This window comes from Neisseria sp. HMSC061B04, from assembly GCF_001836705.1.
Classification (GTDB): Bacteria; Pseudomonadota; Gammaproteobacteria; order Burkholderiales; family Neisseriaceae; genus Neisseria.
In genome coordinates, this window is record NZ_KV830232.1 from 23,890 (window position 1) to 46,556 (window position 22,667).

Genomic DNA, 22,667 nt, shown 5'->3' on the forward strand with positions numbered 1-22,667 from the left:
CAATTTCAGACGGCATACCGATTGATTTTTAATTGGGCGATAAGCCCGCTGTAACAACAAAAACAAAAAAGGAAGTTCCATGTTTTTATGGCTCGCACATTTCAGTAACTGGTTAACCGGTCTGAATATTTTTCAATACACCACATTTCGCGCCGTCATGGCGGCTTTGACTGCTTTGGCGTTTTCCCTATTGCTTGGTCCGTGGACGATCCGCAAACTGACTGCGCTTAAAGTCGGCCAAGCCGTCCGTACCGACGGCCCACAAACCCACCTGATCAAAAACGGTACGCCAACCATGGGTGGCTCGCTGATTTTGACTGCCATTACCGTGTCCACAATCTTGTGGGGCAACTGGGCAAATCCTTATATCTGGATTCTCTTAGGCGTCCTGCTTGCTACCGGCGCACTCGGTTTTTACGACGACTGGCGCAAAGTCGTCTATAAAGACCCCAACGGTGTTTCCGCCAAATTCAAAATGGTGTGGCAGTCGAGCGTCGCCGTTATTGCCGCGCTTGCCCTGTTCTTCCTTGCTGAAAACTCCTCCAACAATATCCTGATTGTTCCTTTCTTCAAACAAGTTGCCTTGCCGCTTGGCGTAGTCGGCTTCTTGGTATTGTCCTACCTGACCATTGTCGGCACATCCAATGCTGTTAACCTGACCGACGGCCTTGACGGACTTGCCGCCTTCCCCGTCGTCCTCGTTGCCGCCGGCCTTGCCATCTTTGCTTATGCCAGCGGCCACTCACAATTTGCACAATACCTGCAATTACCTTACGTTGCCGGCGCGAACGAAGTCGTGATTTTCTGTACCGCCATGTGTGGCGCATGTCTCGGCTTTTTGTGGTTTAACGCCTATCCGGCACAAGTCTTTATGGGCGACGTCGGCGCACTTGCGCTCGGTGCGGCGCTCGGTACCGTTGCCGTCATCATCCGCCAAGAATTTGTCCTCGTCATCATGGGTGGCCTGTTTGTTGTTGAAGCCATTTCCGTTATGTTGCAGGTCGGTTGGTACAAACGCACCAAAAAACGCATTTTCCTGATGGCGCCGATTCATCACCATTACGAACAAAAAGGCTGGAAAGAAACCCAAGTCGTCGTCCGTTTTTGGATTATCACCATCGTCTTGGTGCTGATTGGTTTAAGTACCCTCAAAATCCGCTAAATTTCCAAAGGCCGTCTGAAAGTTTCAGACGGCCATTATGTAGGATAAGCATGCTTGTCTGAATCCTCTATTTCAAAAATAAATCCAGCAATAATCCACACAGAAAGTCCCCCAATATGTACCAATCTTTCGGCGGCGCAACCGGCATCCGCACCCTGACCGACCGCTTCTACGACTTGATGGAACTTGAACCGAAATACCAAGCCTTGCGCCAAATGCACGGCGAAGACATGACCCTGATACGCGAAAAGCTCTACGAATTTTTCAGCGGTTGGCTCGGCGGCCCGCAACTCTTTGTTGAAAAATACGGCCATCCCCAACTGCGCGCCCGCCATATGCCTTTTGCCGTCAACGTACAAGTCCGCAACGAATGGATCGCCTGCTTTGCCCAAGCCATGAGCGAACTGGACATCGACAAAACACTTGCCGAACCAGTTTTAATCCAAGTTTTTGCGATGGCAGATTGGTGTCGTAACCAAAACGAAGACGGTATCGAACCACCAATGCCGCCGATGGCGGTTGATCCCGTAATCCGTATTCCCGAATTGAAAAATATTTTAAAGCAATATGGCGTGGACAGTTATTTTGAAGGTTGAGGTCGTCTGAAAAGTGATTGTGATGTGGGCTGAATACTTGCATTCAACAAAATATCTGATATTCAGCTGTTTCTTTTTCTCTTGTCGCGGGAATATTGGAATTTCAGATTCAATAATCCGAGCTATGGTTATGGTTTATTTAGACGGCAGGTATATAACCATTCTTTCCTTACCAGTCCTAAAACGGTAAAGTCGTTCTTTATCAAAGGCTGTGAAAACGAAAGTGTAGTTATCGTGGTCAAAGATTAGTAGGTAAAATGCTGAATTGAATAGAGAGGAAATTTCTAAAGTTCCAGTTGCGTATATTTTTAAAATCGTGGAAAAGATATAAGAAAGGATAGTTATGTTGAGATTTCTACTTGGAATTAGTTTTTGTATAACATTATCAGCCTGCCAAACTGAAACTTTGGTAAAGGATATGGATATTTCGAAAAAACAGAAGTTACATAATATGAATACTTATTTTGCTGAAAATGCAAAAAAATTAGATGAAATAGTACAGATTCCTAGTGAGGGTGTTAAATCCATCGATGTATATGCTCTTTATGGATTTGTTGAATCATTTTTACCCATTTCTACTGCCGAGCAAATTAAACAAAGAATAGGGGAAGGTTTGGGTTATAAGGACTTATTTGGTACAAAATCTGTCCATTATCGTTTAGGGCCAAAAGAATTTTCTCATTTTTTCTCTGGTTTTAATAGAATTAAAAGTACATTAAATCCCTATGATAAATTTGATTCAGTATATTTGATATTGATTGAAATTAAGTATAACACCCATTCTGTCCAAATACTTACTCGAGAGGCGGCAGAGGGAGAAGCTTTTTCATTCAGTAAAATTATTAAAAATGATGAAAGATTTTTGATTTTATTGGATTCAAAAGGATTAAAAGAGTTATTTAATACGATCGATCCAAATCAAAATATCCTGAAATGATTAATTTAGGTTGAGGCTATTTATGACAAGCAGTGTGGATTTTAATAAGAAAGATTTTGTTGCCAATATCGTCCAAGAATTTGCAGTCGGTAAAATAATTTGAAAGGGAGAATAAATCGGTATATGTTTACGTTAATTCAAAGTGCAGGGATAAAAGTAAACAATGGATTAGATTAATCATTATGACCAAGTGGGAAGTTTTGACTCAAATCTTTAAAATGTCGGATTCTGAATCCGGCTTACGGCTAAAACAGGAGGTAATATGGATGTTGTAGGAATAATGCAGATGTGGTTAGTTGGAATAGTCTTTTTTCCTATTATTGTATACATCGTATGGAAAATTTATAAATATATCCGCACTCTTTCTATAAAAATGCAGCGTGGCATAGCTATTTTAACTATTATTACTCCGTTAATTTTATATATAGGTATGACGCATATTACGAATAAAGGATATTGCATTCGGGATAGAAAGTATTTTTCCGAATATTCAAAAGAAAAAATGATCAATGATGCAATAATTTTGTTGGTAAATAAGAATTCAGATATTTCTTTGGAAAGATATCAAAAATCTCAAGATTTTTCTAAAAATCCTGAGATTTTTGATATTGCTAATTTCAAATCATTCAATGATGATTGCTGTCATGTATACACAGGTGATATTGATGACGGTAGTGGGTCAGTTAAGTATATCTATAAACTTATTGGGAAATTTTATGGATATGTAAAGTTGGATTATTGGCAAATAAGACCAAATTTTAAAATGGATGAAGAACAAAAGCGTGTTTATAAAAAAATTGAAAAAACAAGAAGCTATTATGGAGTGAGCCGTTGCGGGGAAGTTTTTGAAATTCCCAGTTATCTATATTTTTAAAAGTTAGAAAGGATTAAAAATGGCTAAATTACCAACAATGGAAGAAATGACAAGCCTTTATTTATACGGACAGACTATTCCGCCTAAGAATAAAGATCATCAAAGTTTAGTTTTTCGTCAGCCTACATTACCATATCCCGTGTCAGCACAAGATTTTATGGATGGTCCAGGACGTTTTGCAAGAGCGTCGGATTTTGAATATGTAAATAAATTTTTTAATGAAAACTATCAGATACCTGCTTACAGATTAAAACCCGGAGAATACAGCAAGGCTGAAGTTATGAAGCATTTTGGCTTGGACAAAGGATGGGTATCTCTGACACTTGCTATGTACGATGATGGCAAAGATGATTTGATCGAGAGAGCATATATCTGGAATACCAGTGCTTTTATGTTGGACGATAAAGCGCGGTTTGTGGTTGAGCCCGATGGCAGTAGATATATCAAGGATTTTGCCATTCGACCGTACAAAAATGAAAATTTTGATTTTAAAGGTGGATGGACTTCAGAAATAGTCAATTCTAAACTTCAACGAGAAATTGATCCTGCAGGTATCGGCAGGACTGTAGAAATTACTTTTACCGGCAATGTAAACACACGTACTTTGACGGAAAAAGATTACCGTATCGAACAGAGCAAATCTACAAATTGGAGTTTGGGTAATGCTATAAAAGTAGGGCTTGGGGCATATGGAATCAGAGAGAGTATCATAGACCGACTAGAGAAAGGCGAGGTGCTGTATCCTCATGATGAGCAGAAAATGCAGAAACGGTCTGATCATCAAAAACATTCTTTCGACTACAACAATACCGACTGGGACAATTTGAGCGGCAGTGATTTATACGCTGCAGTTTTGTCTGCAGATAGCGGTCAGTTGGATATGTTGGGTAAAAGCCTGGCGCAGTCGGAGGAAGGTCAGCGTATGTTGCGACAGGGAGAAAACCTGTTGACTGAATATAAAGAGCAGCAGGAATTTGAGCGGCAACAGGAATTGGCACACTCAAGTCGTACAATGGTCAGAACGCTTTGAAATTCTTATATTGGGAAAGGTTTAAATGGACGATAAGAAATTTGATGAGGCTATAAAGGTGTTGGTAATGTTGCGGGCGGACGTTATTGAACACGGGAGAAAAATTGATGACCGAATTAATGAGCAACAGCGTGCTTTGTCAGAGGAGTCCGACCGGTTCAGACGACAGGTTGGTAATATAGTTGACACTGCAGGGAAAACTATCCGTCAAGAAACTGAGCAGTCGTTGGGCTTAGCAAGTGAGGGGTATAAGAAGGCAGTTGATGAATTAAATCGTGAAGTGGGAAAATTCAATAAAATTATCAAAAGCTGGTATATCGGCATTGGTGTAGTATTAGTTATTACTGCCATTATATTTTTTGTAGTGGTACGATATACGGTTGTTGATTTGGCTGATAGGCGCGCGGAATTAGAGAGTTATGAACATGCCATTGAAGTTGCCAAAGCATTTGCTGAGTCGGATGCCTACATATGTGAAGGGCGCATTTGTATCAATGCGGGTAAAAATGTCGGTAACGGCTATCGTCAGGCAAAACCGAGAAAGAAATAAAACGTTGTCTGAAAAAACTTAGGACAAAACCAAAATGACTTTTCAAAATAAAAAAATCCTTGTCGCCGGGCTAGGTGGCACGGGTATTTCCATGATTGCCTATCTGCGCAAAAACGGCGCGGAGGTAGCTGCTTATGATGCGGAGCTGAAAACTGAGCGCGTGTCGCAAATCGGTAAGATGTTTGACGGGCTGGTGTTTTATACGGGCCGTCTGAAAGATGCGTTGGACAACGGTTTCGATATTCTGGCGCTCAGCCCTGGCATCAGCGAGCGGCAGCCGGATATTGAGGCGTTCAAGCAAAACGGCGGGCGCGTGTTGGGCGACATCGAATTGCTGGCGGACATTGTGAATCGCCGCGACGATAAGGTGATTGCGATTACCGGCAGCAACGGCAAAACCACGGTAACGAGCCTCGTGGGCTATCTCTGCATCAAGTGCGGGCTGGATACCGTCATCGCGGGCAATATCGGTACGCCTGTTTTGGAGGCAGAATTGCAGCGCGAAGGTAAAAAGGCGGACGTGTGGGTGTTGGAGCTTTCCAGCTTCCAACTGGAAAACACTGAAAGCCTGCGCCCGACTGCGGCGACGGTGCTGAACATTTCCGAAGACCATCTCGACCGCTACGACGACTTGCTCGACTATGCGCATACCAAGGACAAGATTTTCCGTGGCGATGGCGTGCAGGTTTTGAATGCGGATGATGCGTTTTGCCGTGCGATGAAACGGGCAGGGCGCGAGGTGAAATGGTTTTCGTTGGAACACGAAGCCGATTTTTGGTTGGAACGCGAGACAGGCCGCCTGAAACAAGGCAATGAAGATTTGATTTCTACGCAAGACATTCCGCTGCAAGGCTTGCACAACGCCGCCAACGTTATGGCTGCCGTGGCTTTGTGCGAGGCCATCGGTTTGCCGCGCGAAGCATTGCTGGAGCACGTCAAAACCTTCCAAGGCTTGCCGCATCGTGTGGAAAAAATCGGCGAGAAAAACGGCGTGGTATTTATCGACGACAGCAAAGGCACGAACGTCGGCGCAACTGCAGCCGCGATTGCCGGTTTGCAAAATCCGCTCTTCGTGATTTTGGGCGGCATGGGCAAAGGGCAGGACTTCACGCCCCTGCGCGACGCGCTTGCCGGCAAGGCAAAAGGCGTGTTCCTGATTGGTGTCGATGCGCCGCAAATCCGCCGCGATTTGGACGGCTGCGGTCTGAATATGACCGACTGCGCCACTTTGGAAGAAGCGGTTCAGACGGCATACGCCCAAGCCGAAGCGGGCGATATCGTGCTGCTCAGCCCCGCCTGCGCGAGCTTCGATATGTTCAAAGGCTATGCACACCGTTCGGAAGTCTTTATCGAGGCGTTTAAGGCTTTGTAAGGTCGTCTGAAACATGAAAAGAGGGTTGGTTTTACCGTAAACCTTGAGCACTATTGGCAAAAAGGTCGTCTGCAAACGTCAAGGCAGTTTCAGACGACCTTTTTGCAGCAACGATAAGCTTGTTTCTTTCCTTTATACGGTGTTACTGTTTCTTAAAAATTGCCTATGCAGGCAAACGGCGAGGCGGCGGGCAGCCATGCCTGACCGAAAAAACGTGTGTTCATCAATCCGAAAGGAAAACCCATGAATTTTCAAGACTACATCCGTTACGATGCCGTCGGTTTGGCAGAGCTGATCCGCAAAAAAGAAGTGTGTGCCGATGAAGTGTTGCAGGCTGCTTTAAACCGCTTGGATGAAGTCAATCCCAAGCTCAATCTGTTGGCGCACGATTTGCGCGAACGCGCGGCGGCGTGGCAGGGGTCGTCTGAAAATGCCGATACGCCGCTGGCGGGCGTGCCGTTTTTGCTCAAAGACCTGCTGGCGGATTGGGAAGGCGCGCCGACATGGTCGGGTTCGCGCATGATGCAGCATTACATTGCCAAGCAAAACAGCGATTTGACCCAAGCCTATCTCGATGCGGGGCTGCGCGTGTTCGGCAAAACCACCACGCCCGAATGGGGCGCGTATCCCGTTACCGAAACCGAAATTTACGGCATCACGCGCAATCCGTGGAATTTAGATTACACCGCAGGCGGCAGCAGCGGCGGCGCGGCTGCGGCAGTGGCTTCAGGCGTCGTCCCCGCAGCGCACGGTAGCGACGGCGGCGGTTCCATCCGCTTACCCGCGCACAACTGCGGCGTGTTCGGGCTGAAACCCACGCGCGGCCGCAGCAGTTATGCGCCAAACGCATCGGAGGCATGGCAAGGTTTGGTATGTGACCATGTCTTGACCCGCAGCGTGCGCGACAGCGCGGTTTTGCTGGACATCGCCGCCCGAACCCAAGAGCGCGCCCTGTATGCCTGCCCGCCGCCGCCCGAAAACGGTTTTGCAGACAGCCTGAAACAAGAAACAGGTCGTCTGAAAATCGCTTTTTGGAAACAGACATGGTTTGGCGGCGGCAACGACGAAGGCACGGAAGCCGCGTTCGCCCATAGTTTGAAACTGATGCAAAACGCGGGACACGAATTGGAAGAAGCCACGCCCGATTTTGCGCCGCCAGAACAGCTCAACCGCGCCGCCCGCATCATCGTCATGGGCGAAACGGCAAAACTGTTCTACCAATATCAATACGAAACCGGACAAAAACTGCCGCACCGCCTGCTTGAGCCGACAACGTGGGCAATGATTGTGCAGGGGCGGCAAATCAGCGCGGGCGAAATGGCATGGGCGCGCGACGTGATGCTGGCGCAGGAACGTGCCGCCAAAGCATTTTTCACGCGCTACGACGTGTTGATGACGCCCGTCTGCCCGCGCACCACGCCGAAAATCGGCGAGATGATGCCGTCGCCCGCCGCGCAAAAAGCCATGCGCCTGCTGTTCGGCACGCTGCGCTTGGGTTTTCTGTTGAAAAACAACCCGTTTTTGGAAAAAGAAGCCGCCGCCGCGCTGCAATACGTCGGCTATACGTCGCCGCTGAACATGAGCGGCAACCCCGCCATGAGTGTGCCGCTTTACCGGCATAACGGGCTGCCTGTCGGTACCCAGTTCGCCGCTGCACACGGGCGCGAAGACACGCTGCTTAGCCTCGCCGCGCAGTTGGAACAGATACAGCCGTGGGCGGAAATACCGCAGGTGGTTTAGGGTTTGCATTGGATACAAAACGGTCTGTTTGCCTGAGGAAAAGATTTATAGAAGGCCGTCTGAAAACATAAAAACGTTTTCAGACGGCCTTTTGCCGGTATCAAAGGGTAGGGGAGGGCGCAAAGAACGTCGGAATCCGACATCTTTAAAGATTCTGAATTGTTGGTTTGGAAATAAACCTTTAAAATAACGTTAATTCATTTTTTCAGACGGCCTCTTGCCCATTTGCAGGCCGTCTGAATATTTTATTCAAGCCGTTACGGATGTTTTCATGATTAGTCTTTCCAAAATGCTTGACCGACCGATTGCGCGCGATGGTCGGAAGTTTGATGTTTCTCTCTTGTGGATGGTCGTTTTGATGACGACCTTCAGCTTGGTAATGATTTATTCGGCCTCTATTGCATATGCGGCATCGGATGGGGGCAGCCAGTTTTCTTTTGTGTCCAAACAGGCAATGTTTATCCTGTTTACGGTGGCCATGTGCTTACCGCTTTTCCTGCTGAAAATGAGTTTTTGGCGGCGGATTATTCCGTTTTATTTTGTCGTTTCCGGTTTGCTGTTGTTGCTGGTTTTGTTTGTCGGCCGTGAGATTAACGGCGCGACGCGTTGGATTCATATCGGGCCGCTCAACTTGCAGCCAACCGAGTTTTTCAAATTGGCAACGGTTTTGTATTTGTCCAGCCTGTTTACGCGCCGTGAAGAAATGTTGCGCGATTTGGATTCTTTGGGTTGGTCGTCTTTGTTTACCGGTATTGGCGATTTGGTGTGCAGCCCTTTTAAAAGTGAAGCTTGGGTAAGGGTGAAGGAACGCTTCCGTAAGTTTAAAACCCTGATTCTGCCGATTATGTCGGTGGCGGTCGGTTTGGTTTTGATTATGGGTCAGCCGGATTTCGGCTCGTTTGTCGTGATTGTCGTGATTACCATGGGTATGCTGTTTTTGGCAGGCTTTCCGTGGAAGTATTTTGCCGTATTGATGGCGACCGTTGTGAGTGGAATGGGCTTGTTGATTTTGGCCGCGCCTTACCGCATGGCGCGTGTGGCGGCGTTTTTGGACCCTTGGAGCGATCCTTTGGGTAAAGGTTACCAGCTGACGCATTCCTTGATGGCGATTGCGCGCGGCGGCTGGTTTGGCGAGGGCTTGGGTGCGAGTTTGGAAAAACGTTTCTATCTGCCTGAAGCGCACACGGACTTTATTTTTGCCGTTATCGGCGAAGAATTCGGCTTTTTAGGGATGCTGGTTTTGGTGTTCTGCTACGGCTGGCTGGTGTGGCGCGCGTTTTCCATCGGCAAACAGGCGCGTGATTCGGGCTTGATGTTCAGCGCGTACATCGCCAACGGCATCGGTATTTGGATTGGTATTCAAAGTTTCTTCAATATCGGTGTGAACATCGGTATCCTGCCCACTAAAGGCCTGACTTTGCCGTTTATGTCTTACGGCGGTTCGGCTGTCTTTATCATGCTGGTGTGCGTTACTTTGTTATTGCGCATTGATTATGAAAACCGCCAAAAAATGCGCGGTTATTCGGTGGAGTAAAACCATGAGCGGTAAAACTTTTATGCTGATGGCCGGCGGTACGGGCGGTCATATTTTCCCTGCATTGGCGGTTGCCGAGTCGCTGCAAAAGCGCGGCCATCATGTGATTTGGCTGGGCAGTAAAGATTCGATGGAAGAGCGCATCGTGCCGCAATACGGCATACGCTTGGAAACGCTGGCGATTAAAGGCATTCGCGGCAATGGCATCAAGCGTAAGCTGATGTTGCCGTTTACGCTGTACAAAACCGTCCGTGAGGCGCAGCAGATTATTAAGAAACACCGTGTCGAGTGTGTTATCGGTTTTGGCGGTTTCGTTACTTTCCCCGGCGGCGTGGCGGCAAAAATTTCCGGGGTGCCGATTGTGATTCACGAGCAAAACGCCGTAGCCGGTTTGTCCAACCGCCAACTGTCGCGCTGGGCAAAACGTGTTCTGTATGCTTTCCCCAAAGCCTTTCAACATGAAGGCGGATTGGTGGGTAACCCTGTCCGTGCCGATATTGCGGCATTGCCTGTTCCTGAAGAACGCTTTGAAAACCGTCAAGGCCGTCTGAAAGTTTTGGTGGTGGGCGGCAGTTTGGGTGCGGATGTGTTGAATAAAACCGTTCCGCAAGCTTTGGCATTGTTGCCTGAAGCGGCCCGTCCGCAAATGTATCATCAGTCCGGCCGCAATAAATTGGGCAACCTGCAGGCGGATTACGATGCGTTGGGTGTGCAAGCCGAGTGCGTGGAATTTATTACCGATATGGTGTCCGCCTACCGTGATGCCGATTTGGTAATTTGCCGTGCCGGCGCACTGACGATTGCCGAGCTGACGGCTGCCGGTTTGGGTGCGTTGCTGGTGCCGTATCCGCACGCGGTGGATGACCACCAAACAGCCAATGCGCGTTTTATGGTGCAGGCCGAAGCCGGTTTGCTGCTGCCGCAAACTCAACTAACGGCAGAAAAGCTGGCCGAAATCCTCGGCGGATTAAACCGTGAAAAATGCCTGAAATGGGCAAAAAATGCCCGTACCTTGGCGTTGCCGCACAGTGCGGACGATGTGGCAGAAATTGCCATATCCTGTACCGAATAGGCAGGCAGACTTTGTTCAAGGCCGTCTGAAAAGTTGATTAACGGCGTTTCAGACGGCCTTTATTGCTTTTGTTAAAATTCCTTTACAATAAAAGCATAGCGCAGAAGCGGATAGCCCTTTAAAATAACGCCTTTACGCACTAAAAACCAACCGGAACGCAACATTATGATGAAAAATCGAGTCACCAACATCCATTTTGTCGGAATCGGCGGCGTCGGCATGAGCGGTATTGCCGAAGTCTTACACAATTTGGGCTTTAAAGTTTCCGGTTCGGATCAGGCGCGTAATGCCGTTACCGAGCATTTGAGCGCTCTCGGCATCCAAGTTTATCCCGGCCATACTGCCGAACACGTCAATGGTGCCGATGTAGTTGTTACCTCTACCGCCGTCAAAAAAGACAATCCCGAAGTCGTCGCTGCGCTGGAGCAGCAGATTCCCGTGATTCCGCGCGCGCTGATGTTGGCAGAATTGATGCGCTTCCGCGACGGCATTGCCATTGCCGGTACGCACGGTAAAACCACAACCACCAGCCTGACTGCTTCTATTCTCGGCGCGGCAGGACTCGACCCGACTTTCGTTATCGGCGGCAAGCTCAACGCCGCTGGTACCAACGCCCGTTTGGGTAAAGGCGAATACATTGTTGCCGAAGCCGATGAATCCGATGCTTCTTTTCTGTATCTGACGCCGATTATGTCCGTCGTAACCAATATCGACGAAGACCATATGGACACTTACGGCCACAGCGTTGAGAAACTGCATCAGGCGTTTGTGGACTTCATCCACCGTATGCCGTTCTACGGCAAAGCCTTTTTGTGTATCGACAGCGAACACGTCCGCGCGATTTTGCCGAAAATCAGCAAACCTTACGCCACTTACGGCTTGGACGATACTGCCGATATCTACGCGACCGATATTGAAAACGTCGGCGCGCAAATGAAATTTACTGTTCATGTCCAAATGAAAGGACATGAGCAAGAGCCGTTTGAAGTTGTTTTGAATATGCCCGGCCGCCACAACGTCCTCAATGCGCTGGCGGCTATCGGTGTTGCACTGGAAGTTGGTGCATCGGTTGAAGCGATCCAAAAAGGCTTGCTCGGCTTTGAAGGCGTTGGCCGCCGCTTCCAAAAATATGGCGACGTTAAATTGCCAAACGGCGGAACCGCTTTGCTGGTGGACGATTATGGCCATCATCCTGTCGAAATGGCGGCAACCCTTTCCGCTGCACGCGGTGCATACCCTGAAAAACGCTTGGTCTTGGCTTTCCAACCACACCGTTATACCCGCACACGTGATTTGTTCGAAGATTTCACCAAAGTCCTCAATACCGTCGATGCTCTGGTGTTGACCGAAGTTTATGCCGCAGGCGAAGAGCCGATTGCCGCAGCCGATTCCCGTGCCTTGGCGCGCGCCATCCGAGTATTGGGCAAACTTGAGCCTATTTACTGCGAAAACGTTGCCGACCTGCCGCAAATGCTGCTGAATGTTTTGCAAGATGGCGATGTTGTTCTGAATATGGGTGCCGGCAGCATCAACCGCGTTCCGTCTGCATTGGTGGAATTGTCGAAACAATCATAATAAACAGGCATATTGGCCTTTGAGGACAGATAGGTCGTCTGAATAATATTCAGACGGCCTGTATCAGTATTTAAGAAAGTGGAAATTATGCAGAATTTTGGCAAAGTGGCCGTGTTGATGGGTGGCTTCTCCAGCGAGCGCGAAGTGTCGCTGGACAGCGGCGCCGCTATTTTGGCTGCCTTGAAAAGCAAAGGCGTCGATGCCCATGCGTTCGATCCTAAAGAAACCCCGTTGTCTGAATTGAAAACACAAGGTTTTCAGACGGCCTTCAATATTCTGCACGGCACTTTCGGCGAAGATGGCGCGATTCAAGGCGCGTTGGAACTGATGGGTATTCCTTACACCGGCAGCGGTGTGGCCGCTTCTGCGCTGGGTATGGACAAATACCGCTGCAAACTGATTTGGCAGGCCGTGGGCTTGCCTGTCCCTGAGTTTGCCGTATTGCATGACGACAGCGACTTTGATGCCGTTGAAGAAAAATTGGGCTTGCCGATGTTTGTGAAACCTGCCTCAGAAGGCAGCAGCGTCGGCGTGGTAAAAGTAAAAGAAAAAGGCCGTCTGAAAAGCGTTTACGAAGAATTGAAACACTTGCAGGGTGAAATCATTGCCGAACGCTTTATCGGCGGCGGCGAGTATTCTTGCCCGGTATTGAACGGCAAAGGCTTGCCGAGCATTCATATTATTCCGGCTACCGAGTTTTACGACTACGAAGCCAAATACAACCGCGACGATACGGTTTATCAATGCCCGTCGGAAGATTTGAGCGAGGCGGAGGAAAACTTGATGCGCGAACTCGCTGTGCGTGGCGCGCAGGCGATTGGTGCGGACGGCTGTTCGCGCGTGGACTTTCTGAAAGATACGGATGGTAAACTGTATCTCTTGGAAATCAATACCTTGCCTGGTATGACCAGCCACAGTTTGGTGCCAAAATCTGCAGCCCATACCGGCGTAGATTTTGCTGATTTGTGTATTGAGATTTTGAAGACCGCTCATGTGGGATGATGCAGGCGCATTGGGTCGGCTGACCCGCCGGCTATTGGTGCTGATGACCTTTCTACTGATAGGTTCGGGCATAGCTTGGCTTTACAATTCCAAATATTTTCCTGTGAAACAGATTGCCATTCAGGGTAAGCTGAAATATGCTTCCAACAAAGAATTGCAAACCGTTGCACGAGAGCATATTAGGGGTAATATGTTCCGCGCCGATATTGATTCGGCGCAGGCCGCTTTTCAGGAATTGCCTTGGATTGACTCGGCAATGGTACGCCGCCGTTTTCCGGAAACCGTGGAAATTATCCTGACCGAGCGCGTGCCGGTTGCGCATTGGCGCGCTGGCGGCTTGGTGGACAGTAAGGGCAATGTGTTTGCCGCAAGCCTGAAACAGGACCTGCCTATATTTGAAGGGCAGCAGGGAACAGGCAAAGACATGGTCAAGCATTATGCGGACTTTTCCGGTATTTTGAGTCCGTTGAAACTGACCATCAAAGAATTGATCTACACGCCGCGTTCGGCATGGCTGCTTGTATTGGACAACGGCATTACCGTACGCTTGGGACGTGAAAATGAAATCAAACGTTTGCAGCAGTTTGCCCAGATTTGGCCGTCGCTGCTGCGTAAAAAACAAAGTCGTATCGAGTATGTCGATATGCGTTATAAGGATGGTTTTTCAGTCCGTTACAGGCCGTCTGAAAACCCTTCCGACAGTGAATAGCCGATTAGACGTGAAGCAATCTTGTTTCAAAAATAATCAAACCGTCAGTCAGACAACATAGCGAACGAGCAATTATGGAACAACAACAAAATAAATATATCAGTGCCTTAGACATTGGTACGTCCAAGGTCATCGCCTTAATCGGCGAGATTCGGGAAGATAATGAAATCCACATTGTCGGCTTGGGCCAAAGCCCTTCACGCGGCCTGCGTGCAGGTATGGTGACCAATATCGACGCTACCGCGCAAGCCATTCGTCAGGCGGTAGAAGATGCCGAGTTGATGGCAGATACCAAAATTTCCCACGTTGTCACCGGTATTGCCGGTAACCATATCCGCAGCCTGAATTCACAAGGCGTGGTCAAAATTAAAGATGGCGAAGTATCGCAAGCCGACATCGATCGTGCCATTGAAACTGCCAAAGCCATCAATATTCCGCCTGATCACAATATCTTGCATACCGTGGTTCAAGAGTACATCATCGACAACCAACCCGGTGTGAAAGAGCCTATCGGCATGAGCGGCGTGCGTTTGGACACCCGCGTACACATCATTACCGGTGCGAACACTGCTTTGCAAAATATCCAAAAATGTATCCAACGCTGCGGCCTGCAAATGGATCAAATCATGCTTCAGCCTTTGGCGAGCGGTCATGCCGTTTTGACTGAAGACGAAAAAGATTTGGGCGTGTGCGTCATCGATATTGGCGGCGGTACGACCGACATCGCAGTTTATACCAATGGCGCCATCCGCCATACTGCGGTTATTCCCGTTGCCGGCGATTTGATTACCAAAGACTTGGCGCAAGCCTTGCGTACGCCGCACAGTGCCGCCGAGTACATCAAAATCCATTACGGCGCCGCCATTCCGACTATGGACGGCTTGGATGAAATGATTGAAGTTCCTAGCGTTGGCGACCGTCAATCACGTCAAATTTCACGCCGCGTATTGGCTGAAATCATCGGTCCGCGTGTAGAAGAGATTTTGGAATTGACGCTGAACGAATTGCGCCGTTCCGGCTTCCCAGAAGAAGTGTTGACTTCCGGTATCGTTTTGACCGGTGGTGCTTCTATGTTGACAGGCATTGTTGAGTTGGCGGAAGAAGTCTTCAACCTGCCGGCGCGTATCGGTGTTCCACAAGAAATGGGCGGCGTATCCGAGCGTATCCGCAATCCACGCTATTCAACAGCAATTGGTCTGCTTCAGACGGCCTATGCTGCCGAAGAGGGGGAACAAACCAGCCGAACCGGTGCGATTGCCCTGAATGATTCAGGTAAAAAAATGGGTCTGTGGGAAAAAATCCAAAGATTCTTCAGAGACAATTTCTGATAAAAGTTTTCAGGGCAGGCGGTGTAAAATCCGTTTGTCCTGAATATTTAAGTGGAATTAAACGGTTTTAAATAATTGCTAAGTGAATAATTTAAAACTTGTTTATTTTCTGTTAAAAATTGTAGTAAAAATATAACGCTGACAGTCGGATGATAAGAAGATTTTTGCCAGTATCAGGATACTTCTTATATAATACGGATAATAAGTTATTTTTGAACCGTCCTTATAAAGCGGGGCGCGGAGGATTATTGAATGGAATTTGTTTACGACGTAGCAGAATCAGCAACAAGCCCTGCTGTTATTAAAGTTATCGGTTTGGGTGGCGGCGGCTGTAATGCCATCAACAACATGGTTGCCAATACCATCCATGGTGTTGAGTTCATCAGTGCCAATACCGATGCGCAATCATTGGCTAAGAATAATGCGGCTAAACGCATTCAATTGGGTACAAACCTGACTCGTGGTTTGGGTGCCGGCGCAAATCCTGAAATCGGTCGTGCCGCAGCCCAAGAAGATCGCGAAGCCATCGAAGATGCCATCCGCGGTGCAAACATGCTGTTCATCACTACCGGTATGGGTGGCGGTACAGGTACCGGCTCTGCTCCTGTTGTGGCTGAAATCGCTAAAGAAATGGGTATTCTGACCGTTGCGGTTGTAACCCGTCCGTTTGCTTACGAAGGTAAACGCGTACACATCGCTCAAGCAGGTTTGGATCAGCTCAAAGAGCGCGTTGACTCCCTGATTATTATCCCGAACGACAAATTGATGACTGCCTTGGGCGAAGACGTGACCATGCGTGAAGCTTTCCGTGCGGCCGACAATGTATTGCGTGACGCGGTTGCCGGTATTTCCGAAGTGGTGACTTGCCCGAGCGACATGATCAACTTGGACTTCGCCGACGTAAAAACCGTGATGAGCAATCGCGGCATCGCCATGATGGGTTCAGGTTTCGCGCAAGGTATCGACCGTGCCCGTTTGGCTACCGATCAAGCTATCTCCAGCCCGCTCTTGGATAATGTTACTTTGGATGGTGCACGCGGTGTATTGGTAAACATTACCACTGCTCCTGGTTGCCTGAAAATGTCAGAGTTCAACGAGATTATGCGTATCGTCAACCAAAATGCACACCCTGAAGTGGAATGCAAATTTGGTGCTGCCGAAGATGAGAGCATGAGCGAAGACGCTATCCGTATTACCATTATTGCTACCGGCTTGAAAGAAAACGGTACTGACAACCAACTGCGTGCTGCTGCCCGTACCCAACAATTGGTACGCGGTGCGGAAGAAGCGCCTCAAGCTCAAAGCCAAAGCAGCGCTGAAAGCTTGGTTCGTACCAACCGCAATATCCGTTCTATGAATCTGACTGCGGCTGATTTCAGCAACCAGTCTGTACTGGATGACTTTGAAATTCCGGCAATCTTGCGCCGTCAGCAACACACTCCTGAGAAATAATCAGGATAAGGTATGAAAAGACCTGCCTTTAAGGCAGGTCTTTTTTATTGGCAAAATAAACTTAAGGCCGTCTGAAAATTTTCAGACGGCCTTAAGTTTTCAAATAAAGCAAATAACAAGCTTACCCTTTATTGAGAATTTGTTTGTTTTCGCCCTCCCGGCGCAATTCTTTAGGCAAGACAAATACAATGCTTTCTTCTGCGCCTTCTCCTTCACGTATGGTCTCATGTCCCCAGTCTTGAATGGTTTGTAAGACTTCTCGAACCAAGACTTCGGGAGCGGATGCGCCGGCAGTCACACCGACCTTGGTTTTGTTTTCAAACCATTCTTTTTTCAGATAGGAAGCATTATCGACCATATAGGCATCAACTCCGCGCAATGCGGCTACTTCACGTAATCGGTTGCTGTTGGAAGAATTGGGCGAGCCGACAACAATCACAAGATCGCATTCTTCCGCCAATTCTTTAACGGCAGTTTGGCGGTTGGTTGTGGCGTAGCAGATGTCTTCTTTGTGCGGATTGCGGATATTGGGGAAGCGTTGATTCAAAGCTGCAATGATGTCTTTGGTTTCGTCCACCGATAAAGTAGTTTGGCTCACGTAGGCCAGCTTGTCAGGATTTTTGACGTTCAGTCCGGCCACATCTTCCACTGTCTCAACCAAAAACATTTTACCCGGAGGCAGTTGTCCCATCGTGCCTTCTACTTCGACGTGGCCTTTGTGGCCGATCATAATGATTTCGTAATCTTGCTCATCGAGGCGGGCTACTGCTTTATGGACCTTGGTTACCAGAGGGCAGGTAGCATCAAAAACGCGGAAACCACGTTGTGCCGCTTCTTCCTGTACGGCTTTGGATACGCCGTGAGCAGAGTAAATTAGTGTGGCACCCTTTGGGACATCTGCCAAGTTATCGACAAATACGGCACCTTTTGCCCGCAGATTGTCCACGACGAATTTGTTGTGAACGACCTCATGGCGGACGTAAATAGGCGCGCCGAATTCTTCGAGTGCACGTTCAACAATGCTGATGGCACGGTCAACACCGGCACAGAAGCCGCGGGGATTGGCAAGGATAATGGTTTTTTGAGTCATGTGTGTTCCGTTTTCAGACGGCCTTTGTGTCGTTTGAAGGTGTTTTTTTGTGCAGCAAACCATCTAATACCAAGCAAACTGCGCCAACGCAGATAAAGCTGTCGGCAATGTTAAATGCTGGGTAAAACCAGTTTTGCCAATAGAAAAGCAGAAAATCGACAACATGGCCGTGAATCAGACGGTCAACCACATTGCCAATCGCGCCACCGATAATCATGGCAGCCCCCAGTTTGCCCCAGCGGCCAAACTCATCACGCCAGATGGCACGGGCCAAATACAGGCTGATGACGACGGCCAGACCTAAAAAGAAGAATTTTTGCCAGCCGCCTTGGTCGGCCAAAAAGCTGAATGCTGCTCCTGGATTATAGGCAAGGGTCAGGTCAAAAAAGTCTGGAATGATATTGAGGCGTTCGCCTTCGGTAAAGTGTTTCAAGATTTCCCATTTGCTCAGTTGGTCAAGAATGATGGCAACGAGGGAAAGTAAGAAAAAGGGAATTTTTGCAGTAGAGGATGAACTCATGTTTTCAGACGGTTTATGTAATAAAGGGCTTATTTTACCTGAAAGCAGGCTGGAAGTGTTTGCGATGGCATCGATGTTAAGGCCGTCTGAAAATAGAAACGCCGCTACTTGAATGTATCAAAGGGCGGCGTGGTAAGTATGTGCGGGCTTATTGGTTTTTAAGCAATGGGAAGCCCAGTTTCTCGCGGCTTTCAACGAATTTTTGAGCAACGATGCGGCTCAGTGCACGAATACGGCCGATGTAGGTTGCGCGTTCGGTAACGGAAATGGCGCCGCGTGCATCCAAGAGGTTGAACGTGTGACCGGCTTTGAGTACAAGCTCGTAAGCAGGCAAGGCAAGACTGGTGTCTTCAACTGCAAGCAGGCGTTTGGCTTGTTCTTCATAGTCGTTGAATTGGCGCAAGAGCCAATCGGCATCGCTGTATTCGAAGTTGTAGGTGGATTGTTCGACTTCGTTTTGATGATAAACGTCGCCGTAAGTGACGATGTTGCCATCAAGGGTTTTTGCCCAAACGAGGTCATACACGTTTTCCACGCCTTGCAGATACATGGCGAGACGCTCGATACCGTAGGTGATTTCGCCGAGTACAGGAGAGCAGTCGATACCGCCGACTTGTTGGAAGTAGGTGAATTGGGTTACTTCCATGCCGTTGAGCCAAACTTCCCAACCCAAGCCCCAAGCGCCGAGAGTAGGGTTTTCCCAGTCGTCTTCGACAAAGCGGATGTCGTGTACTTTAGGGTCGATACCCAATTCGCGCAGGGAGTCGAGGTATAGGTCTTGAATATTGGCTGGCGCAGGTTTGAGCGCAACTTGGAATTGATAGTAGTGTTGCAGGCGGTTTGGGTTGTCGCCATAGCGGCCGTCTTTGGGGCGGCGGCTGGGTTGAACGTAAGCAGCAAACCAAGGCTCTGGGCCTAATGCGCGCAGGCAGGTGGCTGGATGCGAAGTACCGGCACCGACTTCCATATCGAAAGGTTGGATAACGGTGCAGCCTTTGTCTGCCCAGTAGTTTTGTAATTTGAAAATAATTTGTTGGAAGGTGAGCATGGTGGATGGAATAGGTTGGAATAAAGAGGGTATTTTACTGTTTTGAGCCTGTTTTGGATAGGCTGAAGGAAGCGGCGTAGGTTATTTGCCGTCCAATAGGTCTGAAAAAGGGTCGTCTTCTGAAGAAACGGTGTATTTTTCTTGTGCCCATTCGCCTAAATCAATGAGTTTACACCGTTTGCTGCAGAAAGGGCGGTAGGGGCTGTCAGTATTCCAAACGACTTCTTTGTGGCAGGTCGGACATTTTACAACAGGAGTGGTCATGCAGTTTCTTTCAGTGATTGTGCAATGGATTGATAGTATTGATGCAGGCGGAAAACCTTGATTTTTGCTTCTTCCAAGCTATGAGTATTGTCCAATACGTCGTCGGCATGAAGCAGTCTGTCAGATCGGGAAGCTTGGGTAGCCATGATTTGGCGCGTCTGCTCTTCTGAAAAACCATTGCGTTGGTGTACGCGTTCGATTTGGACGGACTCTGGAACATCTACAACTAAAATGCGGTCAGTCTCCGCTTTAAATGCCGGATTCTCAATTAAAAGCGGGACATCGACAATGCCGTAGGCAGAGGAAGCAAGCTTTTGTTTCTGCTGTTGGATTTTGTTTAAGATTAATGGCAGAAGCAGCTTTTCCAGTTGTTTTTTAGATTGAGGCCGTCTGAAAACCTCTTCCCGTAAAGCCGTACGATTCAGACGGCCTTCATGATCAAAAACCTCATCGCCGAAAAGCTGGCGGATGGCTGGAAGCGCTTCGCCGTTTTCAGCGGTCAGTGAGCGGCTGATGGCATCGGCATCGATAATGGGTACGCCAAGTTCGGCAAACATTTGGGCGATAGATGATTTGCCGCTGCCGATACCGCCGGTCAAGCCTATCCATAATGTCATTATCGGAATCCTGATTGTATGAGCCACCATTGTACCAGTTGGGTAATAGGTGCATTGGCAACCAAAATAATCCATCCTGCTACAGCGAGGCTGGGACCAAAAGCAAAATACTGACCTTTACCGACACGGGCGATGAGCGCGCCCACCAGCCCGACTAAGGCAGCCATGAAGATCAGAACAGGCAATATCCCTACGCCCAGCCATGCGCCGAGTGCGGCCAAAAGTTTGAAATCGCCATTGCCCATGCCGATTTTACCGGTCAGAAGTTTATAGACAGCGCATAAAGTATAAAGGCTCATATAGCCTGCGATTGCACCCCAAACGGCTGAATGAAGGGGTATGAATGTATCGTTCAGATTAAACAGCAGGCCGATCCAAATTAGGGGCTGAGTCAGGCTGTCGGGCAAATATTGCGTATCGGCATCGATAAAGGTCAGCGCAATCAATATGGCAGTCAGAATCAATCCGCCAATAGTTGCCCATGACCAGCCGTATTGCCACGCAACAATACCGAATAAGACACCTGTCAGCAGCTCAATCAACGGATAGCGTATGCTGATATGGGTTTTGCAGGTGTGGCATTTCCCACCTAGGAAAACATAGCTGAGGATGGGTATATTTTGCCAAATTCTGATCGGACTTTTGCATTTTGGGCAGTGTGAGTCTGGTTTACGCAGATTAAATGGCTGTTTTTCTTCGTCTGTCAGCTCGATGCCCAAATGCTCTTTGGAAAATTGTGTCCATTCACGCTCCATCATTATCGGCGTGCGATAAATGACGACGTTCAGAAAGCTACCAATCAGTAATCCTAAAATAACGGCTAAAGGAATAGCGAATGGCGCAAGAACGGAGAGGGCGTCGATGGCAGAGTAAATACTATCAAGCATATCAACCTACGACATTGCCCAAGTTAAACAACGGCAGATACATGGCAATCAGCAAAATACCGATGAGCGAACCCAATACCACCATGATGATAGGTTCCATCAAGGCAGACAATCGGGAGACGGAGTTGTCTACTTCATCTTCGTAGAATTCGGCTGCTTTGTTCAGCATATCATCCAAAGAGCCTGACTCTTCGCCGATGGCCGCCATTTGAATCACCATGTTGGGGAACATATCAGTACTTTGCATACTGGATGTCAGCGACAGACCTTGGGTTACCTTGGCGCGGATGTCTTGAGTGGCTTCTTCATAGAGAATATTGCCGGATGCGCCTGCAACTGAATCTAATACTTCCACCAAAGGAACGCCGGCCGCGAAGAGGGTAGAAGTCGTACGCGCCCAACGGGCAATGGTCGCTTTACGGACGATGGTACCGAAGATAGGCAACCTCAAAATCAAAGCATCGATTCGCTTTTGGAAGGTGGGCGATTTCTCATGGAGTTTGTACAGGCCGAAGGCGGAAGCAATCAAAAGGATGATCATAATCCAGCCGTAATCGACAAATAAATCGGACAAGCTCATGACGAGTTGGGTAAGGCCTGGCAGCTCTGCACCCATATTGGCATAAACTTCTTTAAAGGCAGGCAGTACAAACATCATCATGATGAAGATAAGCGCGATGGCCACCACGATAATGGCAATCGGGTAGGTCAGCGCGGTTTTAACCTTTTTCTTAATGGCTTGGGTTTTTTCTTTATAGACAGCCAGTTTATCTAATAGGCTTTCCAGCACACCGCCGGACTCGCCTGCGCTGACTAAATTGCAATAGAAACGGTCGAAATATTTGGGATATTTGGAGAACGATTTACCCAATGCGCTACCTTGTTCGACATCGGAGCGAACCTGCATCAGCATTTCGGTCATGCTCGGATTGGAGTGGCCGCGCGCAACGATTTCGAAAGCCTGCATCAGCGGCAAGCCTGCCTTCATCATTGTTGCCAGTTGGCGGGTGAACACTGTAATGTCTTCTTGGGTAATACGGCGTTTGCGTGCGGTTTTGACTTTGCTGATACGCAAAGGACGAATGCCTCTACGCTGGAGTTTTTTGCGCGCCTCTTCTTCATCTTTGGCAACTACTTCGCCGCGGACAAGACGTTCGGTCTCGATGTTTTTTCCTTCAAATGTAAAACGCTTACCTTTGCTTCTTGAACCGAACAGACTTCTTTTTTGCTCTGCTTGAGCCATGAGTTATCCCTTGTTAGTAAGAAATAAAGCGGACTGTTTCCCCGTGCCGCTTTATTGTAATTTTC

General features: G+C 48.3%; 22 protein-coding genes. 15 read left to right on the forward strand and 7 right to left on the reverse strand.

Annotated elements, in window-relative coordinates; translation table 11 throughout:
* Nucleotides 1-79 precede the first annotated feature (79 nt).
* The 15 genes from mraY (at nt 80) to ftsZ (ending at nt 16,933) form a co-directional block, all read left to right on the forward strand.
* A complete protein-coding gene (mraY, locus tag HMPREF2661_RS10200) occupies nt 80-1,162 on the forward strand; it encodes a phospho-N-acetylmuramoyl-pentapeptide-transferase (RefSeq protein WP_070823673.1) in 1,083 nt (360 codons plus the stop codon).
* 116 nt (nt 1,163-1,278) lie between these two features.
* Nucleotides 1,279-1,758, forward strand: coding sequence for a group II truncated hemoglobin (locus tag HMPREF2661_RS10205; RefSeq protein WP_070823675.1), 480 nt, complete (start codon nt 1,279-1,281; stop codon nt 1,756-1,758).
* 343 nt (nt 1,759-2,101) lie between these two features.
* Nucleotides 2,102-2,695: a hypothetical protein gene (locus HMPREF2661_RS10210; RefSeq protein WP_070823678.1), complete on the forward strand. Its 594-nt coding sequence runs from the start codon at nt 2,102-2,104 to the stop codon at nt 2,693-2,695.
* 262 nt (nt 2,696-2,957) lie between these two features.
* The gene (locus HMPREF2661_RS10215) at nt 2,958-3,569 is read left to right on the forward strand and encodes a hypothetical protein (protein WP_070823680.1); all 612 of its coding nucleotides are present in this window, start codon (nt 2,958-2,960) and stop codon (nt 3,567-3,569) included.
* Between the two features lie 19 nt (nt 3,570-3,588).
* Nucleotides 3,589-4,599 carry a hypothetical protein gene (locus HMPREF2661_RS10220; RefSeq protein ID WP_070823683.1) on the forward strand — a complete coding sequence of 337 codons (1,011 nt, stop codon included), beginning with the start codon at nt 3,589-3,591 and terminating at the stop codon, nt 4,597-4,599.
* A 25-nt stretch (nt 4,600-4,624) separates the two neighbouring features.
* Nucleotides 4,625-5,149 carry a hypothetical protein gene (locus HMPREF2661_RS10225; RefSeq protein ID WP_070823686.1) on the forward strand — a complete coding sequence of 175 codons (525 nt, stop codon included), beginning with the start codon at nt 4,625-4,627 and terminating at the stop codon, nt 5,147-5,149.
* 34 nt (nt 5,150-5,183) lie between these two features.
* A complete protein-coding gene (murD, locus tag HMPREF2661_RS10230; RefSeq protein WP_070823689.1) occupies nt 5,184-6,521 on the forward strand; it encodes a UDP-N-acetylmuramoyl-L-alanine--D-glutamate ligase in 1,338 nt (445 codons plus the stop codon).
* Nucleotides 6,522-6,764: 243 nt separating this feature from the next.
* Nucleotides 6,765-8,261 carry an amidase gene (locus HMPREF2661_RS10235; RefSeq protein WP_070823691.1) on the forward strand — a complete coding sequence of 499 codons (1,497 nt, stop codon included), beginning with the start codon at nt 6,765-6,767 and terminating at the stop codon, nt 8,259-8,261.
* 271 nt (nt 8,262-8,532) lie between these two features.
* The gene (locus HMPREF2661_RS10240) at nt 8,533-9,795 is read left to right on the forward strand and encodes an FtsW/RodA/SpoVE family cell cycle protein (protein ID WP_070823693.1); all 1,263 of its coding nucleotides are present in this window, start codon (nt 8,533-8,535) and stop codon (nt 9,793-9,795) included.
* A gap of 4 nt (nt 9,796-9,799) precedes the next feature.
* Entirely contained in the window at nt 9,800-10,867 is a 1,068-nt protein-coding gene (gene murG / locus HMPREF2661_RS10245) for an undecaprenyldiphospho-muramoylpentapeptide beta-N-acetylglucosaminyltransferase (RefSeq protein WP_003748297.1), read from the forward strand.
* A gap of 165 nt (nt 10,868-11,032) precedes the next feature.
* A complete protein-coding gene (murC, locus tag HMPREF2661_RS10250) occupies nt 11,033-12,442 on the forward strand; it encodes a UDP-N-acetylmuramate--L-alanine ligase (RefSeq protein WP_070823696.1) in 1,410 nt (469 codons plus the stop codon).
* A gap of 87 nt (nt 12,443-12,529) precedes the next feature.
* Nucleotides 12,530-13,444: a D-alanine--D-alanine ligase gene (locus tag HMPREF2661_RS10255; RefSeq protein WP_070823699.1), complete on the forward strand. Its 915-nt coding sequence runs from the start codon at nt 12,530-12,532 to the stop codon at nt 13,442-13,444.
* Nucleotides 13,434-14,153: a cell division protein FtsQ/DivIB gene (locus tag HMPREF2661_RS10260; RefSeq protein WP_070823701.1), complete on the forward strand. Its 720-nt coding sequence runs from the start codon at nt 13,434-13,436 to the stop codon at nt 14,151-14,153. Before HMPREF2661_RS10255 ends, HMPREF2661_RS10260 begins: the two co-directional genes overlap by 11 nt.
* 74 nt (nt 14,154-14,227) lie before the next feature.
* Complete coding sequence (gene ftsA, locus HMPREF2661_RS10265; protein WP_003682483.1) at nt 14,228-15,481, forward strand: cell division protein FtsA; 1,254 nt, start codon at nt 14,228-14,230, stop codon at nt 15,479-15,481.
* A 252-nt stretch (nt 15,482-15,733) separates the two neighbouring features.
* Nucleotides 15,734-16,933: a cell division protein FtsZ gene (gene ftsZ / locus HMPREF2661_RS10270; protein ID WP_003748303.1), complete on the forward strand. Its 1,200-nt coding sequence runs from the start codon at nt 15,734-15,736 to the stop codon at nt 16,931-16,933.
* 121 nt (nt 16,934-17,054) lie between these two features.
* Here ftsZ and ispH read toward each other — a convergent pair whose 3' ends face one another.
* The 7 genes from ispH to HMPREF2661_RS10305 form a co-directional block, all read right to left on the reverse strand.
* Complete coding sequence (gene ispH, locus HMPREF2661_RS10275) at nt 17,055-18,023, reverse strand: 4-hydroxy-3-methylbut-2-enyl diphosphate reductase (RefSeq protein ID WP_070823703.1); 969 nt, start codon at nt 18,021-18,023, stop codon at nt 17,055-17,057.
* A gap of 13 nt (nt 18,024-18,036) precedes the next feature.
* On the reverse strand, nt 18,037-18,543 hold the full coding sequence (gene lspA, locus HMPREF2661_RS10280; RefSeq protein ID WP_063069310.1) for a signal peptidase II: 507 nt from the start codon (nt 18,541-18,543) through the stop codon (nt 18,037-18,039).
* A gap of 148 nt (nt 18,544-18,691) precedes the next feature.
* Nucleotides 18,692-19,591 (reverse strand): glycine--tRNA ligase subunit alpha, encoded by a 900-nt coding sequence (gene glyQ / locus HMPREF2661_RS10285; protein ID WP_003685919.1) that lies wholly within the window; start codon nt 19,589-19,591, stop codon nt 18,692-18,694.
* Between the two features lie 81 nt (nt 19,592-19,672).
* A complete protein-coding gene (gene yacG / locus HMPREF2661_RS10290; protein WP_070823707.1) occupies nt 19,673-19,855 on the reverse strand; it encodes a DNA gyrase inhibitor YacG in 183 nt (60 codons plus the stop codon).
* The gene (gene coaE / locus HMPREF2661_RS10295; RefSeq protein WP_070823709.1) at nt 19,852-20,472 is read right to left on the reverse strand and encodes a dephospho-CoA kinase; all 621 of its coding nucleotides are present in this window, start codon (nt 20,470-20,472) and stop codon (nt 19,852-19,854) included. Before coaE ends, yacG begins: the two co-directional genes overlap by 4 nt.
* On the reverse strand, nt 20,472-21,359 hold the full coding sequence (locus tag HMPREF2661_RS10300; RefSeq protein WP_070823712.1) for a prepilin peptidase: 888 nt from the start codon (nt 21,357-21,359) through the stop codon (nt 20,472-20,474). Before HMPREF2661_RS10300 ends, coaE begins: the two co-directional genes overlap by 1 nt.
* A gap of 1 nt (nt 21,360) precedes the next feature.
* On the reverse strand, nt 21,361-22,602 hold the full coding sequence (locus HMPREF2661_RS10305) for a type II secretion system F family protein (RefSeq protein WP_070823714.1): 1,242 nt from the start codon (nt 22,600-22,602) through the stop codon (nt 21,361-21,363).
* Nucleotides 22,603-22,667: the final 65 nt, after the last annotated feature.

What these genes read in the sequence shown, in the direction of transcription:
- murC (WP_070823696.1), top strand. Translation starts at nt 11,033, where the DNA reads ATGATGAAAAATCGAGTCACCAACATCCATTTTGTCGGAATCGGCGGC.
- HMPREF2661_RS10220 (WP_070823683.1), top strand. Translation starts at nt 3,589, where the DNA reads ATGGCTAAATTACCAACAATGGAAGAAATGACAAGCCTTTATTTATAC.
- ispH (WP_070823703.1), bottom strand. Translation starts at nt 18,023, where the DNA reads ATGACTCAAAAAACCATTATCCTTGCCAATCCCCGCGGCTTCTGTGCC.
- coaE (WP_070823709.1), bottom strand. Translation starts at nt 20,472, where the DNA reads ATGACATTATGGATAGGCTTGACCGGCGGTATCGGCAGCGGCAAATCA.
- yacG (WP_070823707.1), bottom strand. Translation starts at nt 19,855, where the DNA reads ATGACCACTCCTGTTGTAAAATGTCCGACCTGCCACAAAGAAGTCGTT.
- HMPREF2661_RS10255 (WP_070823699.1), top strand. Translation starts at nt 12,530, where the DNA reads ATGCAGAATTTTGGCAAAGTGGCCGTGTTGATGGGTGGCTTCTCCAGC.
- murG (WP_003748297.1), top strand. Translation starts at nt 9,800, where the DNA reads ATGAGCGGTAAAACTTTTATGCTGATGGCCGGCGGTACGGGCGGTCAT.
- ftsA (WP_003682483.1), top strand. Translation starts at nt 14,228, where the DNA reads ATGGAACAACAACAAAATAAATATATCAGTGCCTTAGACATTGGTACG.
- HMPREF2661_RS10240 (WP_070823693.1), top strand. Translation starts at nt 8,533, where the DNA reads ATGATTAGTCTTTCCAAAATGCTTGACCGACCGATTGCGCGCGATGGT.
- HMPREF2661_RS10305 (WP_070823714.1), bottom strand. Translation starts at nt 22,602, where the DNA reads ATGGCTCAAGCAGAGCAAAAAAGAAGTCTGTTCGGTTCAAGAAGCAAA.
- ftsZ (WP_003748303.1), top strand. Translation starts at nt 15,734, where the DNA reads ATGGAATTTGTTTACGACGTAGCAGAATCAGCAACAAGCCCTGCTGTT.
- HMPREF2661_RS10205 (WP_070823675.1), top strand. Translation starts at nt 1,279, where the DNA reads ATGTACCAATCTTTCGGCGGCGCAACCGGCATCCGCACCCTGACCGAC.
- HMPREF2661_RS10210 (WP_070823678.1), top strand. Translation starts at nt 2,102, where the DNA reads ATGTTGAGATTTCTACTTGGAATTAGTTTTTGTATAACATTATCAGCC.
- HMPREF2661_RS10215 (WP_070823680.1), top strand. Translation starts at nt 2,958, where the DNA reads ATGGATGTTGTAGGAATAATGCAGATGTGGTTAGTTGGAATAGTCTTT.
- HMPREF2661_RS10260 (WP_070823701.1), top strand. Translation starts at nt 13,434, where the DNA reads ATGTGGGATGATGCAGGCGCATTGGGTCGGCTGACCCGCCGGCTATTG.
- glyQ (WP_003685919.1), bottom strand. Translation starts at nt 19,591, where the DNA reads ATGCTCACCTTCCAACAAATTATTTTCAAATTACAAAACTACTGGGCA.
- HMPREF2661_RS10235 (WP_070823691.1), top strand. Translation starts at nt 6,765, where the DNA reads ATGAATTTTCAAGACTACATCCGTTACGATGCCGTCGGTTTGGCAGAG.
- HMPREF2661_RS10300 (WP_070823712.1), bottom strand. Translation starts at nt 21,359, where the DNA reads ATGCTTGATAGTATTTACTCTGCCATCGACGCCCTCTCCGTTCTTGCG.
- mraY (WP_070823673.1), top strand. Translation starts at nt 80, where the DNA reads ATGTTTTTATGGCTCGCACATTTCAGTAACTGGTTAACCGGTCTGAAT.
- lspA (WP_063069310.1), bottom strand. Translation starts at nt 18,543, where the DNA reads ATGAGTTCATCCTCTACTGCAAAAATTCCCTTTTTCTTACTTTCCCTC.
- murD (WP_070823689.1), top strand. Translation starts at nt 5,184, where the DNA reads ATGACTTTTCAAAATAAAAAAATCCTTGTCGCCGGGCTAGGTGGCACG.
- HMPREF2661_RS10225 (WP_070823686.1), top strand. Translation starts at nt 4,625, where the DNA reads ATGGACGATAAGAAATTTGATGAGGCTATAAAGGTGTTGGTAATGTTG.